This window comes from Vreelandella rituensis (assembly GCF_003336665.1).
In the GTDB taxonomy this organism is placed as follows: domain Bacteria; phylum Pseudomonadota; class Gammaproteobacteria; order Pseudomonadales; family Halomonadaceae; genus Vreelandella; species Vreelandella rituensis.
Genome location: NZ_QPIJ01000017.1, coordinates 26265 through 41322, shown reverse-complemented (window position 1 = coordinate 41322; position 15058 = coordinate 26265). Strand labels below are relative to the sequence as shown.

General features: G+C 59.7%; 14 protein-coding genes. 6 read left to right on the top strand and 8 right to left on the bottom strand.

What is annotated here, in order from left to right; translation table 11 throughout:
- Nucleotides 1–155: 155 nt before the first annotated feature.
- From DU506_RS09230 to DU506_RS09215, 4 genes are read left to right on the top strand one after another with little or no spacing between them, the layout of a single operon-like run.
- Nucleotides 156–368, top strand: a complete 213-nt coding sequence (locus tag DU506_RS09230) for a hypothetical protein (protein ID WP_114486649.1) — start codon at nucleotides 156–158, stop codon at nucleotides 366–368.
- Nucleotides 365–970 (top strand): hypothetical protein, encoded by a 606-nt coding sequence (locus DU506_RS09225; RefSeq protein ID WP_114486648.1) that lies wholly within the window; start codon nucleotides 365–367, stop codon nucleotides 968–970. Before DU506_RS09230 ends, DU506_RS09225 begins: the two co-directional genes overlap by 4 nt.
- A complete protein-coding gene (locus DU506_RS09220; protein WP_114486647.1) occupies nucleotides 967–2505 on the top strand; it encodes a DEAD/DEAH box helicase in 1539 nt (512 codons plus the stop codon). The genes DU506_RS09225 and DU506_RS09220 overlap by 4 nt, the downstream gene beginning before the upstream one ends.
- A 14-nt stretch (nucleotides 2506–2519) precedes the next feature.
- Entirely contained in the window at nucleotides 2520–3515 is a 996-nt protein-coding gene (locus DU506_RS09215) for a site-specific integrase (RefSeq protein ID WP_114486646.1), read from the top strand.
- Between the two features lie 166 nt (nucleotides 3516–3681).
- Here the strand turns inward: DU506_RS09215 and DU506_RS09210 are convergent, their stop codons facing one another.
- Both DU506_RS09210 and DU506_RS09205 read right to left on the bottom strand, forming a co-directional pair.
- A complete protein-coding gene (locus DU506_RS09210) occupies nucleotides 3682–4017 on the bottom strand; it encodes a hypothetical protein (protein ID WP_114486645.1) in 336 nt (111 codons plus the stop codon).
- Nucleotides 4018–4182: 165 nt separating this feature from the next.
- Nucleotides 4183–5433: an O-antigen ligase family protein gene (locus tag DU506_RS09205; protein ID WP_235825491.1), complete on the bottom strand. Its 1251-nt coding sequence runs from the start codon at nucleotides 5431–5433 to the stop codon at nucleotides 4183–4185.
- A 900-nt stretch (nucleotides 5434–6333) separates the two neighbouring features.
- On the opposite strand from DU506_RS09205, the gene DU506_RS09195 reads away from it, so the two are divergent.
- The gene (locus tag DU506_RS09195) at nucleotides 6334–6570 is read left to right on the top strand and encodes a hypothetical protein (RefSeq protein ID WP_235825490.1); all 237 of its coding nucleotides are present in this window, start codon (nucleotides 6334–6336) and stop codon (nucleotides 6568–6570) included.
- A gap of 342 nt (nucleotides 6571–6912) precedes the next feature.
- On the opposite strand, the gene glyA is transcribed toward DU506_RS09195, so the two are convergent.
- The 4 genes from glyA to DU506_RS09175 form a co-directional block, all read right to left on the bottom strand.
- Nucleotides 6913–8178, bottom strand: coding sequence for a serine hydroxymethyltransferase (glyA, locus tag DU506_RS09190; RefSeq protein ID WP_114486643.1), 1266 nt, complete (start codon nucleotides 8176–8178; stop codon nucleotides 6913–6915).
- A gap of 142 nt (nucleotides 8179–8320) precedes the next feature.
- Entirely contained in the window at nucleotides 8321–9733 is a 1413-nt protein-coding gene (locus DU506_RS09185) for a hypothetical protein (protein WP_114486642.1), read from the bottom strand.
- 100 nt (nucleotides 9734–9833) lie between these two features.
- Complete coding sequence (locus DU506_RS09180) at nucleotides 9834–12422, bottom strand: ABC transporter permease (RefSeq protein ID WP_181870725.1); 2589 nt, start codon at nucleotides 12420–12422, stop codon at nucleotides 9834–9836.
- Nucleotides 12419–13183 carry an ABC transporter ATP-binding protein gene (locus DU506_RS09175; RefSeq protein ID WP_114486641.1) on the bottom strand — a complete coding sequence of 255 codons (765 nt, stop codon included), beginning with the start codon at nucleotides 13181–13183 and terminating at the stop codon, nucleotides 12419–12421. The genes DU506_RS09180 and DU506_RS09175 overlap by 4 nt, the downstream gene beginning before the upstream one ends.
- On the opposite strand from DU506_RS09175, the gene DU506_RS09170 reads away from it, so the two are divergent.
- On the top strand, nucleotides 13182–13868 hold the full coding sequence (locus tag DU506_RS09170) for an arylesterase (RefSeq protein ID WP_114486640.1): 687 nt from the start codon (nucleotides 13182–13184) through the stop codon (nucleotides 13866–13868). The two genes, DU506_RS09175 and DU506_RS09170, sit on opposite strands and share 2 nt — an antisense overlap.
- Nucleotides 13869–13900: 32 nt before the next feature.
- On the opposite strand, the gene DU506_RS09165 is transcribed toward DU506_RS09170, so the two are convergent.
- Complete coding sequence (locus DU506_RS09165) at nucleotides 13901–14782, bottom strand: DMT family transporter (RefSeq protein WP_114486639.1); 882 nt, start codon at nucleotides 14780–14782, stop codon at nucleotides 13901–13903.
- Nucleotides 14779–15048 (bottom strand): Rdx family protein, encoded by a 270-nt coding sequence (locus tag DU506_RS09160; protein WP_114486638.1) that lies wholly within the window; start codon nucleotides 15046–15048, stop codon nucleotides 14779–14781. Before DU506_RS09160 ends, DU506_RS09165 begins: the two co-directional genes overlap by 4 nt.
- Nucleotides 15049–15058: the final 10 nt, after the last annotated feature.

Genomic DNA, 15058 nt, shown 5'->3' with positions numbered 1-15058 from the left:
GCTTTTTTTGTGCTTGCCATGTTTATGGTGGTCGTGCGTGGGAGACCTTCGGGTCTGCCGGTTTCCTAGAGTTCCGGTTCGCCAACCTGCGTACGGCCACCCCCATCCTGTTTGGCGACAGCGGGGATGGCTCCATTAACTCTAGGAGCTCACCCATGGTAAAGCCTACCGTGTCCCTCTTCCGTTACCGTCGTGCGCGCGCCGCCGCTCACCGCCGGGTAATGGTCTTTTTTACCGCTCTCACCTCCCCTTGCATCGAGCGACGTCACTCTCGTCGCGACTTGGCCGCTATCCGCACGGTCAATGCACTGACAGCTGCCACCGCGCCAGAATGCCGCCTTCGCCATACCAAGGAGGTGCGCGCATGAGCCAGCCGACATCTTCCTTGCTACCACCGCGTAAACCACGCCGTAACAATCCGCTGGGCCGCATGATCGCAGAAGCCCTGGATAACCAGCTGCTGCACTTTGCCCAAACAGATACCCCGTTCACCATTCCAAAGGTGCGCGACATCTTGCTGACGCTGCCGGAGCTGGCAGATTGCGACAAAACGAAGTTGCGCTACTATGTTCGCGACCGCGTGCACACCCTTGAACGTCTGGGGCTCGCCAAACGCGTGGGCGTCGAGGGCGAAAATCGCACGATTTATTGCCTGACCCTCGTTGAAGCCACGGAAGAAACTGCTGAGCAGGCGGCGACGCCTGAGACGACACCCTCCACGTCACCGGCGGATACTGATGACCTGCTGTCCTTTTTGGAAAAAGACCGTCATCACCTAAGCACCCGGATGCATGTCGCCATCAGCGAAGCGGAGTATTACAAGAAAGTGCTCGACCGCTACCCGCATGAGAAGGCGCGTATTGCCCCTTTGCTCAAGACGTCTATTGAGCAAAGTGACCGCCTCAAAGGCGAATGGGATGCCAACCTCACCTTACGGCGGCAGCTGACCGGCAAGGAGACCCGCGCATGAGCCCGTCTTCTTCTCATGGGGTGGATAACCCCAACGCCACCGTGCCGCCACTACGCCAATGGCAATCGGACTGTTTAGCGCGCGCCCTGGCCAACCTTACCCCACAGTCGCCACACTTTCTCTGCCAGGCAACGCCCGGTGCAGGGAAGATGTTGCTGGCCGCCGTGCTCGCCCAGGCGTTGATCACGCGTGATGCTATCGACTATGTCGTATACCTCGGCCCGACACGGGCCGTGGTCAAAGACGCCCGCGACACCCTAGGTGAGGTGCTCAATAGTCCCCTGGATGGGCAGCTGGGCGCCATTGGCGTGGCGCTGACCTACCATGCCCTGGCCAACCGTCTAGCTGCGTTAAAACATCTTTGCCGGAATTTTCGTGTGTTGCTCATCTGGGATGAGAGCCATCATGCGTCTGCCCCTGGTGGGCAGATCAACGACGCCAATCAGTGGGGGCTGGCACTGATGGCATTGGAACGGCATGTGCGCTACACCCTTGCGTTGTCAGGAACGCCCTGGCGCACCGATGGCAGCTGCCTGCCGCTGCTGCGCTACGTTGAGGCCACCCTCCCATCGTCTGACGAGGATGACATCACGCAAACTCGCCCGTCCCAACAGCGCTTGACGCCCGACTACGTTTATACCTTGAAAGATGCCCTTCAGGATGGGATTTGCCGCCACCCGCATGTCGAACTTGTCGATAATCGGTCCATCGGCCTGACACGGTTTCATCCACGCACCGGTCGCAAGGAAGCACGCCAATATTCCAGCATTCCGCACCTTCTCCGACACCCCGCCGTGCACTATGCCGACGTCATCCGCGATGAGGCACCTCTTCAGCATGTGTTATCGCTCGGTATCGCGCGCTTGAGCGCGCTTCGCCAACAGGACCCGAATGCGGGTGGACTGGTCGTGGCGGCCGACATTTTGCATGCCGAAGAAATTGCCCAGCGGTTAGAAGACGCGCAGCAATCGGTTTGCCTTGTCACCAGCAACGACCCCACCGCCCACGCCCAACTAGAGGCGTTTCGTGACGCCGAAACATCTTGGATTGTAGCCGTCGGCATGGTGTCCGAAGGTGTCAACCTGCCGCGACTCCGGGTTTGCTGCTACCTCAGTCATGTCCGCACGGAACAGTTCTTTCGGCAGGTGCTCGGGCGCATTATCCGCCGTCGAGGCGCAGAGGATGGGACGTGCTACTTCTACGCGCTCAATGAAACCTTCTTACGTCGGTTTGCTCGACGCTTAAATGACGACCTGCCCGATGATCTGGCCAACGTGACACCCGTCGGCAACACCGCCCGTGCGGCCGACGATACGAGCCAGGTGAAAGCGGCAAGTGATCAAGGGGTGAGCGCGGCGGATCAGACGGAGACGCCAATTTCCTCGTCCGCCACCAATAATGCCGTGGCGGAAAATGCGGGCGTAGCGCTTACCTTCCAGGAGGCTCACCACGGCGCTGTGGCTAACACCGAGGCAGACGTGGCATTTTCGCAGGCGTTTTTTGAGCGCCTGGTAGCCCTACGTCTGACGTATTGAGCGGGAGAAGATTTATGGAGCCACACGGTCAGCCTAACCCACTCATCCCAAGCACGAATCAAAATACCCGGGGGGAGCTTTACATCGATAACGCAGGTCTGTCGCGTGAAGCGAGGCGCCTGCTTTCCGAAAGCGTGTCGCCCAATACTGTCCGAGCCATGCGCGCCGATCTGAAAGTGTATCAACAGGCCGGGGGGGCACTGCCTGCAACGGAAACCGATATCGCTAACTACCTGTCGGCACAGAACGCCTTGGGCAAGAAGCCGGCCACCCTGGAGCGCTATGCCAACTCACTGCACATGTGGCACCGCTACATGAACCTGCCCTCGCCGGTGAAAACCATGGTCGTGCGCAGTGTACTGCGCGGTATAAAGAAGAGCCGTGACATGCGCCAGGCCTCGGCGCCGGCGCTACGTCTCAAAGAGCTGCATGTGATGCTGGATGCCGTGGATCGCGAGACTCTGCATGGCCTGCGGGACAGCGCCATGTTTCTGCTCAGTTTCTATGGGGCGTTCCGACGCAGCGAGGTGGTGGTACTCACCTGCCAGGATATTGAATGGCGTCCCGAGGGAATCATCATTACCTTGCATCACAGCAAGGCCAACCGCTCGGGCCGGATCGAGACCAAGAGCCTGATGCGAGCGCCGACAGGCAACCCTTACTGCCCAGTATCCATGTTGGAGCGCTGGCTGGCGGCCTCGGGTATTACCAAAGGAGCGATCTTTCGCGGCATTAGTTCCAGAGGGCAATTGGGAGCCGGGCGGATGGTAGCTCAGACGCTGTACATAAGGATGGGAAAGATACTTGAGCAGGCGGGGCTGGTGTCGCAGGGGTACACACCGCATAGCTTTCGGGCAGGATTCATCACCGAGGCACACCTGCGCGGCAAGAGCGATGTACAAATCAAGCGGGTAAGCGGTCACCGTGACCAGAACACTTTCGAGCGCTACATTCGTATCGCCGACGAGTTCGAGAATAATGCGGGGGATTTCTTTTCGTTAGAGGGGTAAGCGGAGGACGACCTCGTTTCTGTCTGAAAAGCGTGAAGCCTCCCATTGAGTGAATGCCGGGTAATGCTATGCTCGGCGCCAATGCGCCGAGATCGCGGGATTAGCCTGCGGAGCAACTAGACTTATTGTCAGCCACCCTATATCACGGTGGGAGGTAGAAATCATGTTAACCACTGTCCACAACCCCTTTGTCCAGCACATGCTCGAAGTGACTTTTGACTTGGCCAACAACGCCGGTCGACTCATCCAGCGTATCGCGGACACGCGGGAAAGCGCCCAGCCCAGGGACGACAGCTTCCAGCGCCTGGTGCGTAACGCCCAGATATCCTTCGATCAGTTGGTGGATGATGCCGACCAGTATATCTTGGCTGTCAAAGAGAGCGGCAATGCCCCGCTGGATTATCGCTCCCTGGAGGGGCTGGCCGAACGATTGCGCACCATGGAGCGCGAGGTCAAGCGCTTGATGAAAAAGTCGGGAAGTCAGGTGATTGAGGCAGCCCAAGAACCTTCACCTGGAGCGCCGCATCGCGCAGGACGAAGAGTGTCAGGGCGCATTAGCCACCCAGAACTCGACAGCGCACTAATGCATTGCTCCATTACCGACAGAACTGAGCGAGGGTTTCACACACGTTTTGCTGAACCTGTCCACATCAGCCCGAAGAAGCGATCAAGCCCTGCTACGCACCGCAAAGCTTCCCCACAGTACCGCCAGCCAAAACGCAAACATCATCACCCCACTGTTATGGGTCAGGAATGCCTGCGACAGCCCGAAATCGATGTAGGCCACTGACAACAACACGCCCGCCACCGCCAGAGAACGCAATTCCAGGTCAGGACTATCAAGGTGGCGGGCAAAGAACTTCATGGGAATCAGGTAGAGCGCCAGTAGAACCACCAACCCGATCAGGCCGCGCTTGGCCCAGGCATCGATGAACTCATTGTGCGCATGGCCATAACGCGTTACAAAAGGATGAATTACACCTTCATCTGCCAGCGCCTGCATACCCTCTTGGTAACCATTATCCCCCCAGCCGATGAGAGGCTTTTCCAGAATCAATTGCGAGGCGCCCTTCCACATCTCGAAGCGCGCGCCAACGGAGCTGGTAAGGCTCTCGCCGGAGACATAGCGCGAGACGTCATCGAACGCCTGATTAACTCGCGACTGAACGCCGGTTTGCGGCAGGGCATATACCAGCGAAGCCCCGGCGACGATGGCGACCAGCACAGTCCCCTTTACCAGGCCCGGCAGGTGGCGACCGTAGCCGCGGTAGAGCACTAGCAGCACGAACGGCAAGCCGACCCAGCCACCGCGGCTGCCGGAGAACAGCGATCCCAGCATGCCCATCAGCGCCCCGACCAACAGCAGGGCCAGCCAAGGCACCCGGCGCGGCTGCACCCAGGCCCAGCCCAACCCTGCGAGGCAAAGGATGCCCAGCAGCATGCTCAGGTTGCCAAACTGGATGACATAGGTGTAGCCGGTTGCACGCCACTCACCCTCTACTAGTTTCTGCCAGCCGGCCCAACCACCAGCGCCGATAGCCCCGAGCGTCAGGCCGGCCCACAGCCAAGAAAGCCGCGGCGGATAGGCCATCACCAACAACATGGCCGGTATGGCAAGCAGGAAACGGCTGGGCTTATCGAGTCCAGGCGTGCCTTGGCCATCCCACCAGGCTTCCAGCATGCTCACAGTGGCGTAGGCCAGCATCGCGGCGATTACCAGCCAGTCCCGATGGGTCAAACCCAGTGCCGGCCGTTTGATGAGCAATGCGATGCTGCCTAGCAAGAGCATCACAGCTCCCACCGAATAGCCGGAAGGCACAATCAGGGCAATGGCGCCCAGCAGGAAAACCGCAAGGCTGGTATACAGGCGCAGCGGTGATAGCGCCTCGGCCGACTGGGAAAAGGTCATGGCGGTCATGGTGCATCCAACGAGAAAACCAGTGGGCCAGAAACAAGAATGGCCAGCTCAAAAGCTGGCCATTCTAGCATCGAAATAGTCAACCTTGACCACTCGCGCATGTTATTTACCTCACAATAAGCATTGGGGTTAACAAACCCTTTGAAGATCGTCAGGGCGATGATGCTGCATGCTTGCCATCGCCAGATCATTAGCAAGCTACAATAATTCCTGCACTTTTGCAGGAATTCGCTTTTCACCGAAGGCCCTGCAGTTTTGCAGAGTGATCTAGCAATTTTGCAGCATGGTATCGATTGGCACCAAGCCCAGTGGCGCCTGACTTCTGCAATTTTGCAGGAAATGCCCTTTCGTCGAATGCCCTGCACTATTGCAGGATCCTATTTTCCCCGTCAAACAAAAAAATCGCCAACCCACTGATTTTTCAGAAGATTGGCGATAAGTATGGGGATATCAAAGAGTTCTAGGCCTTAAATTTAATTTTAGGCACGCTACCGCCCCGAGATTTTATGGCACATTCCCGAGGCCTGAAGGTACTTTGCACACTCCACACCGCTGAGCGCTTCATTCAGAGATGCATTTATGTAAACTAATGACAACAATTTCTATCAATAGTTTTTTAAACAGGCTAGCAAGCTGGCTCTATACATAACTGAATTGCTCAGCCAATCAATGAGTCTAGCTCTGCAATTTAAGGAGGGACATACTACACAGGTGCAGAAGCAGAGGCTAGGTTTGTGCGGACAGGTGGCTCGCAAATAATTGTCGATGTACACCAATCATACCATTGTCATAATGTTGTTTGCCAAGCTTCTCATTAAGCTGCATGACTAACGCCAGCTACTCAGCCCTATCACGCTAATCATTGTTGCTAGCGCTTACGGCGATGACACATCGCAGATCTTGTGCCAGAAACATCCACAAACGAAGGGCTTTCAGACCGGCGATAGGGTCAGGGCGATTGTCCCGGCCGGCAAGAAGACCGGCAGCCACACGGGGCGCGTGGCGATTCGCAAGACCGGCAGTTTCAATATTCAGACCGAACAGGGCGCGGTCCAGGGGATTTCCTGGCGCCACTGCACCCTGCTGCAACGCGGTGATGGCTACGGCTACCACCCACTACCCTCCATTCAACACTAAAGGAGGCGCGGACAGGGAACCCCGCGCAAAACGATGATTCAACAAACGAATGTCTAGCAGGTTAGGGAAGTAGCAGATGCTGGTGGGCATTCCTGCTAGCTGGCTCATCAGGGTTCGCCCGACAAGCGGGCCTCCCACCATGGAACTGGCCTGCGGGATTGGCCTGGCGGGAGGGCGATTTATCTCGCGAAGGGGTAACCAGCCAAGGGCTCGCCCTGCAAGCCGGCATCCCCAGCAGGTTGAAGAACATGCTGAAAAGCCCACCGAGACGAACGGAACAACCCTTTCAGCGCCCGCTGCAAATCCATTGCTACCTATCACTCAGCGGTATACCGGCCTCGCTCAACGGTAGACCGGAAAGTGCGAGCACAGGGCTTCGACCTTGCCTTTAACATCGATTTCAATGGCGGCGGTGTCGACACCCTTGGCCAGGGCATCCAGGATATCGCTGATCCAGCCGGCCAGCTCGCGGCATTCGGCTTCGCCGAAACCGCGCGTGGTGACCGCCGGGGTGCCGATACGCAAGCCGGAGGTGACGAACGGGCTTTGCGGGTCATTGGGCACGGCGTTCTTGTTGACGGTGATATGCGCCCGACCCAGTGCGGCGTCGGCGTCTTTACCGGTCACGCCCTGCTTGATCAGGGAAAGCAGAAAGAGGTGATCTTCGGTACCGCCGGAGACGATATCGAAACCGCGCTCCATGAACACGCCGGCCATGGCTTGGGCGTTCTTGACCACCTGCTGCTGGTAAGTCTTGAACGCCGGGTCCATGGCTTCCTTGAAGCAGATCGCCTTGGCGGCGATGACGTGCATCAAGGGGCCGCCCTGCCCGCCCGGGAATACCGCTGACTGAAGCTTCTTCTCGATGTCGGCATTGCCTTCCGCTGACAGAATCAGGCCACCACGTGGGCCGCGCAGGGTCTTGTGGGTGGTGGTGGTGACCACATGCGCGTGCGGCAAGGGGCTGGGGTAGACACCCCCAGCGACCAGGCCCGCCACATGCGCCATGTCGACCAGCAAATACGCACCCACTTCATCGGCAATTTCGCGGAACTTGGCCCAGTCGACGATCTGAGAATAGGCGGAGAAACCGGCGATGATCATCTTGGGTTTGTGTTCACGGGCCAGACGAGCGACTTCCGCGTAATCGATCAGGCCCTGTTCGTTCAAGCCGTACTGGACGGCATTGTAATGCTTACCGGAGAAATTGGGCTTTGCCCCATGGGTCAGGTGGCCGCCGGCATCCAGGCTCATGCCCAGGATGGTATCGCCGGGCTTGACCAGCGCCTGGAAGACGGCACCGTTGGCCTGAGAGCCGGAGTGCGGCTGAACGTTGGCGTAGGTGGCGCCGAACAACTGCTTGGCGTAGTCGATGGCCAGGTTTTCGGCGATATCGACGAACTCGCAGCCACCGTAGTAACGCTTGCCGGGATAGCCTTCGGCATACTTGTTGGTCAGCTGGCTGCCCTGAGCTTCCAGTACGCGGGGGCTGGCGTAGTTTTCGGAAGCGATCAGTTCGATGTGGGCTTCCTGACGCACCACTTCTTTCTGCATGGCATCGAACAGGGCATCATCGAATCCGGCAATTGTCATGTCACGGCTGAACATCGGCGGGAACCTCGTTAAACGAAAGGACAAGCTAGGGGGAAAAGTCTGGCAGCAATGATAACTCAGCCTGACGCGGGTTTCATCGAATCCGCGTCAGGTGGGTCATGAATGGCATTCATACAGAAAAATCGAACAAACGGCGTCAGCGCGTTTCCACTTGCAGCGACAATTGGCTAGGCAGGCCCAGGGGGTCGTCGGTATAGGTTTTCAGATTGCTTTGCGGTGGCAGGGTGGCGTTGATTTCAAGTTCGCTGGCGCTGCCTTCCAGCAGAGCGACAAAGCCTGAGAGCACCGCCTGGACTTCCGGCCCCATCATCATGCCGAACCCCTGGGCCTGGGTGCGCGCCTGTTCCAGCATCTGGGCTTCGGTGATTCCTTCAAGGGCTGCGCCCACCGTGACCAAGCGGCTGAACAGCCCCATGTCGCTTAGGGTAAGCGAAAGGTCTCCGCCCAATAGCGTGGCGGCATCCAACAGGCGGGAATCGTGAAAGGCATCCATGGGCTGAGTGTTTTCGGGCAGTACCACCGGCAGATTCACGCCAAAGGCTAGTTGCATGGCGTCATGCAAGGTGATGCGGCTGTCGCCGCCCAACGTACTGTGGTCGTTGTGCTGCTCCCAGCGACCGTTGAAGGCGGCATCCAGCTTGAGCGTGCCGCTGCCATCGGTGAGCAGGTTACTCGCCATGCGCAGCTGGGTGCGTTCTTCGACCGGGGCGTTGGCGATCATGCGTTCAAGGTCAACCTCGAAGGCTTCCAGCCACATGCCGCCTTCGCCATCGGTAAGGTCACCATCGATACGCAGCTCATCGAGCCGACCCACCAGGCGGTCACTGTCGATCGCGAAGTTTTCCATCACCAGCAGGTTCAACTGGCTTACCTCGGGATTTTCAAGCCCGCTCCATTGTTCCATACGCAATGAATCGAGCGTCAGGGAACCACTACCGAATTCCTCAAGGTCTTCCCCGGTGGCCGCCAGGCCGTTTATTTCAAGCAACCCGATGGCATCGGCACTTAGCGATTCGCCATAGAGTCGTTCAATATCCAGGCGCCCTCGGCCGCGTTTCACTCCGGCATCCCGCAGAAACTCTTCCGCCAGCTCGGAGTCGAGATCCACCACGATCTGGTCGATCTCCAAGCCGCCCAGCTGAAAGTCCTGGCCTCCCATCGCCTCACGAAGCGGAAATACCGCTCGGGAAGGTTCATTGAGGACGACTTCCTCGACCTGCAACAGCGCAAGTTCGGTCAGGCTGTCTTCCACGCGGATGTCTTGCAGGGTAACGCGCTCAGGCTGGTCGTAGTCGCCATCGACGACATAACTGCCAATCATCAAACGCTCGCCCTCGGCACTGTTGAAGACGATGTCTTCAGCGGTATAGCGGCTACGCAACATGGCACTTGAAACATCGCCGATGCTCAGCTCGCCTCCCTCGGCGAACAAGGCACGCAGCTCGGCCTCGAGACGCTCGGTGCTGGCCAATGCCGGGGTAGTCGCCAGTAAAGCGGCAATCAACAAACCGCTACCGGCCAGACTGCGTGTGAATAGGCACTGTGACATGCAAAACCTCCGTATCAAGAGAAAACATCCTGGAAAACCTAGCGTCAAGAATATTCCTGATGCCTGCAATAAACCACCTTGGTGTCTGGCGGGGTGAGCTTCACGCCTCCCCCAGCAAACCGAGGCTGGCGGCCGGTGCCTGGCGCCGCAGACTGTAGGACAGTGCGTGGCCGATCACTCCGATCAACAACGCCGCGCCTAACGGCAGCACCAGCCACAACTCGATATGCAGGCGTGGCGGCAAGTCCAACAGGAAGATATACAGCACAGCCGTGGCGAGTTCGGCGAGCACGGCGGCCAGCAGACCGCTGGCCAGGCCCAGCAAGGCGAATTCAGCACCTTGAATGCGGGAAATCATCCGATTGCCGGCGCCGAACACCCGCAGCAAACCGCTTTCGTGGGCACGCACCGGACGGCTGGCAGTCAGGGCGGCATACAGCACACTGACCCCGGCCAGCAACACCAGCCCCAGCACCAGTTCTACGGCTCGCGTCACCTGAGTGAGCACATCGCGCACCTGGCCAAGAATGGCATCCACGTTGAGCAGCGAGACACCGGGAAATTCGCTTACCAGCGCCGGCAAGATGCCTTGCTCTTCTTCGGGCAGATGAAACGCCGTGATGTAGCTATGGCCGTAACGCTCGAGCACGCCCGGCGGAAAGATGACGAAGAAATTGGGCCGGAAGCTATCCCAGTTCAGGTCCCGCAGGCTGGTGATTTGCGTGCGAACCTCGTCACTGCCGATACTGAACGTCAGTTGGTCGCCCAAGCTTAATCCCAGGCGCTGCGCCAAGCCGTCCTCCATGGAAATGGGCACCGGTGGCGGCTGGGACTCCGCGTCTACAGCGGCCGTCCAGCCGCCGCCCCCTTGTGAATAGGCAGCGTCGGTGGCGCCAGCTTCCCAGCCGTCAAACCAGTCTCCCGCCACCACACGATTTCCTTCGGGCACCTCGGCCTGCCAGGTGAGGTTGAGTTCGCGGCGCAGCGAGTTGTCGCCCCGGGCCTCTTCCGGCACCGCCTCTCGCGGTGGCTGGTCGTTGATCGCGGTGATACGCCCGCGCACCATGGGGTAGAGGGAGCTCTGGGTTTCGACGCTATCCACAATCGCGGCATCGAAAGCCTCCCGCTCGCCGGGCTGAATATTGATGGCGAAGTAATTGGGGGTGTCTTCGGGCAGCTGTGCCTCCCAGGTAGTCAGAAGATCCCCGCGCACCAGCACGATCATCGCCATGGCGAAAAAGGTAATCGAGAACGCCAGCAGTTGCCCCAGCCCGGCTTGGCGGCGCCGTGCCAGCTGGCGTCCACCCAGGCGCAGCGCCTGGGTCCATTCACCGTCCCCGGAAAGCGCTTGAATGCCGCGCAGCAGCAAGTTCAGCAAGACGGTACCCACCCCCCACAAGACGATCAGCACCACGATGCCGCCCAGCAACAGCCCAAGCGCCAGGGTTATGCTGCCCGAATAAAGCCACAGCAAACCGCCGAACACCCCGCACGCCACGCTGACCACCAGCCAAGCCGAGGGTGGCAAGGGGTCGAGTTCGCGGCGCAGCACCTTGAGGGCGCTGACGCGCTTGAGGCGCAACAGCGTGGGGCCGGCAAACCCCACCAGTACCGCCAGGGCAGTCAACAACCCCAGCCATAGCGGCATGATGCCGGGCGCCGGCAGGGTCATGGGCAGAAAAGTACTGAGAAGGCGCAGTAGCAGCGCCTGGCCGAGCACCCCGAACAGTGCCCCGAGCAGCGAGGCGGCCAGCGCCAGTCCGGCGAGTTGCAGGGCAAAAATATGCACCAGTTGGCGTTGAGTGGCCCCAAAGCAGCGCAGCAGCGCCGCGGTATCCAGGTGGCGCTCCACATAACGCCGCGTGGCCATGGCAACCGCCACACCGGCCAGCAGCACCGCGGCGAGCCCGGCGATACCCAGATAACTTTCGGCCCGTTCCAGAGCGTTGCCCAGCTGCGGGCGATCCTGACGCACATCGCGCACTTCAACGCCATCACGGCGCAGTTGCGCCAGGCGGTCTTCCAGGCTATTGACGGCTTCCGGCGGTCCGGCGGCGAGAATCTCGAACTCCACCCGCGAGCCGGGCTGTACCAGGCCGGTGGCTTCCAGGTCGGCGATGTTCATCATCACCCGCGGATTGAAACTGCTGAAGCCGCCGGACTGGTCGGCTTCCCGCTCGATGATACCGCTGACCCGCAGCTCCGCCCCACCGATCTGCACCCGGTCGCCCCGCTCCAGATCGATCAGCTCACGCAGGCGCGGGTCGATCCAGACCTCACCAGCTGCGGGGCCGGAGGCCACCTCCTCGACACCTTCGCCGAGATCCACATGCGAGACGCCGTAATGCGGATAGACATCATCCACCACCTTGAGGCTCACCGACTGAAAGCGGCCCTCCCGACTGATCATCGAGACCAGGTCCACCTGGTCGCTCAGCACGAGTCCCGCATCGATCAGTTCCTGGCGCAAGTCGGGGGAAAACGGCTCGCTCTGCTCCAGCACCAGGTCGCCACCCAGCATCTGCCCGGCTTGACGCTCCAGCCCGCGATCCAGACGATCGAGAAAAAAGGCGATCATGGTCGAGGCGGCAACGGCCAGCATCAGGGCGATGAACAGGGCCCGCACATCCGGGGCGCGCAGGTCGCGTTTCAGCCCACGGGCGGCCAGGCGAAGAGTGGGAGCTTTCACGCTGTCACCTCGCTGGGATCGAATTCCACCAGGCGCCCTTCTTCCAGACGCAAGCAGCGGTCGCAACGCCCGGCCAGGGCGTGGTCGTGAGTCACCAGGATCAAGGTAGTGCGTTCTTGCTGGTTGAGCGAGAACAGCAGCTCGATCACCGTGGCGCCGGTTTGCGGGTCGAGGTTGCCGGTGGGTTCATCGGCGAACACCAGTTCTGGATTGGTCACGAAGGCCCGGGCTATCGCGACACGCTGTTGCTCACCACCGGAAAGCTGCTTGGGAAGATGCGTGATGCGCTCGCCCAGCCCCACCCGATTCAACCAGTCCTTGGCGGTTCCTTCCTCACCCGCGCGAGGCGAAAGTTCCAGCGGCAACAGGACGTTTTCCAGGGCGCTCAGGCTGGGCAGCAGCTGAAAATTCTGGAACACGAAGCCCACCCGCCCGGCACGCAGCATGGCGCGGCCGTCTTCGTCGAGTTCGCTGAGCGCCTGGCCGAACAGCGAAAGCTCGCCGGCGGTGGGGGTATCCAAGCCGGCAAGCAATCCCAGCAAGGTGGATTTACCCACCCCACTGCGCCCCAGGATCGCGACACTTTCGCCGGGAAACACGGTCAAATCCAGTTCACTCAAGATGGTCAGCTGTCGCTCGCCACTGGCGACCCTCTTGGTCAAGCTTTCGGCATGTAGAATGGGTGTGTCTAGAATGGGTGTATCTAAAATGGATGTATCGTTGACAGAGGTTTCGGACGTTCGAGCAAAGGAGTTGGACATGAAGAGAGGCATCCCTGTGGCAAAGCGTGAGCTGAGAGGCATGGTAACCGCTTGGCTTGTCTTGCTGATACTTGCGGCGTGCTTTAATACAAGCACGGTTTGGGCACAAGCGCGCCCCACGCTGCTGGTAATGGGCGACAGCTTGAGTGCCGCCTATGGTATCGAACAGACGCAGGGCTGGGTGACATTGTTGGCCGAACGCCTGGACGAACAGGCGAAGGTGGTAAATGCCAGCATCAGCGGCGAGACCACCATTGGGGGCGCCCAGCGTTTACCGGCACTGGTGGGACAATACGACCCGGATATTGTTCTGCTCGAGCTGGGCGGCAATGACGGCTTACGCGGTCTGCCACCAGGGCGAATGCGTGCCAATCTGGCCGAGATGATCGAGACCAGCCAGCAAGCCGGTGCCAAGGTGATACTGCTGGGCATCGACATTCCGCCCAATTACGGCCAGGCCTACCGCGACGCCTTCACTACGGTGTTTCACGACCTGGCGGTTAGCTATGAGCTTACCCTGGTGCCATTCCTGCTGGAGAACATCGCCTTGAAGAGACAACTGATGCAGAGCGACGGCATTCATCCGACGGCCGCCGCCCAGCCTGCCATTCTGGATAACGTCTGGCCCGCCCTGGAGCCGTATCTGAAGCAGCAAGGCATAGAAACAGCGCTGAATCAGGAGTAGCGCTGAATCAGGAATAAGGCAAGAAGGCCGAGTCATGCCGGCTCGGGCACCTTCTGGCGCTGTTGAAGGCCCAGCCCGGCGAGGATCAATCCCAGCCCCAGCAAGGTGGAATGCAGGATCGGCTCACCCACCACCCAGTAAAGCAGAAACAGCGACACCGGCGGCGAAAGAAAGATCAGATTGGAGACCTTGGCGGTGCGTGAAATCTTGTGCACCGCCAGCTGCCAAAGCACGAAAGCCACCCCCATTTCGAACAACCCGACGTAGACACCCGCGCCCACCGCCGACCAGCCGTGCCACTCGAATCCCGGTCCCATCCACAACAATAGCGTCAGCACCGGCATCCCCACGCTGAAATTCTGCCACTGGGCCACCAGCGGCGAACGGGCATCCCGGGTATTGAGCAACCAGTAAAGCGCCCATAAAAGCGTCGAGACCAGCGCGAACACCACCCCCCAGACATCGGCAAAATCGACATTGAACACCGCGCCACGCGTGGCGATCACCCATACCCCGGCATAGGCGACCAGGCCGGCAAGCACGTCGATACGAGTCAAACGGTGCCCCAGAAGGGGCACCGCCAGAAACGCCATGGTCAGCGCCCAGGTATAATTGAGCGCCATCGCTTCCTGACCCGGCAGGCGGTCATAAGCGGCAAACAGCACCAGGTAATACGCCACCGGATTCATCAACCCTGCCCAGGCGGCGGTACGCCAGCCCCGGCGCAAGGCTTCATTTATCAGCCCTTGACGCACGACCAAGGCGCCCATCAACACCCAGGACACCAGGGAGGCCAGCCACATCAATTCCAGCGGGCTCATCCAAGCCAGGGCCACCTTGAAGGCCGTGGCCACCGTGGACCACAGGGCCACCGCACCCAGACCATAAAGCATGGCTTGTCTATCCTGGGTCATCTGTCCAGGTGCCCCAGATCACGCCCGGGTTCGAGCTGGTCGCGAATCGCCTGTTTCAGCCTCTTGATGTCGGGAAAGCCGCCGTCGCGCTTGCGTTCCCAGATCAGAACATCGTCACACCAGATCTCGAAGGTACCGCCGTGAGACGGCATCAACGCCACCTCGGTAATCGCCTCGCCGAAGGTGGACAACAACTCCTGGGCATACCATCCACTGCGCAACAGCCATTGGCACTGGGTACAGTAACGAATCCGGATACGTGACATTGGGTTTCCT

Bases quoted from the DNA above. Each gene is read 5' to 3' on its own strand.
- DU506_RS09230 (WP_114486649.1), top strand. From the start codon at position 156: ATGGTAAAGCCTACCGTGTCCCTCTTCCGTTACCGTCGTGCGCGCGCC.
- DU506_RS09225 (WP_114486648.1), top strand. From the start codon at position 365: ATGAGCCAGCCGACATCTTCCTTGCTACCACCGCGTAAACCACGCCGT.
- DU506_RS09220 (WP_114486647.1), top strand. From the start codon at position 967: ATGAGCCCGTCTTCTTCTCATGGGGTGGATAACCCCAACGCCACCGTG.
- DU506_RS09215 (WP_114486646.1), top strand. From the start codon at position 2,520: ATGGAGCCACACGGTCAGCCTAACCCACTCATCCCAAGCACGAATCAA.
- DU506_RS09205 (WP_235825491.1), bottom strand. From the start codon at position 5,433: ATGACCGCCATGACCTTTTCCCAGTCGGCCGAGGCGCTATCACCGCTG.
- glyA (WP_114486643.1), bottom strand. From the start codon at position 8,178: ATGTTCAGCCGTGACATGACAATTGCCGGATTCGATGATGCCCTGTTC.
- DU506_RS09185 (WP_114486642.1), bottom strand. From the start codon at position 9,733: ATGTCACAGTGCCTATTCACACGCAGTCTGGCCGGTAGCGGTTTGTTG.
- DU506_RS09170 (WP_114486640.1), top strand. From the start codon at position 13,182: ATGAAGAGAGGCATCCCTGTGGCAAAGCGTGAGCTGAGAGGCATGGTA.
- DU506_RS09175 (WP_114486641.1), bottom strand. From the start codon at position 13,183: ATGTCCAACTCCTTTGCTCGAACGTCCGAAACCTCTGTCAACGATACA.
- DU506_RS09165 (WP_114486639.1), bottom strand. From the start codon at position 14,782: ATGACCCAGGATAGACAAGCCATGCTTTATGGTCTGGGTGCGGTGGCC.
- DU506_RS09160 (WP_114486638.1), bottom strand. From the start codon at position 15,048: ATGTCACGTATCCGGATTCGTTACTGTACCCAGTGCCAATGGCTGTTG.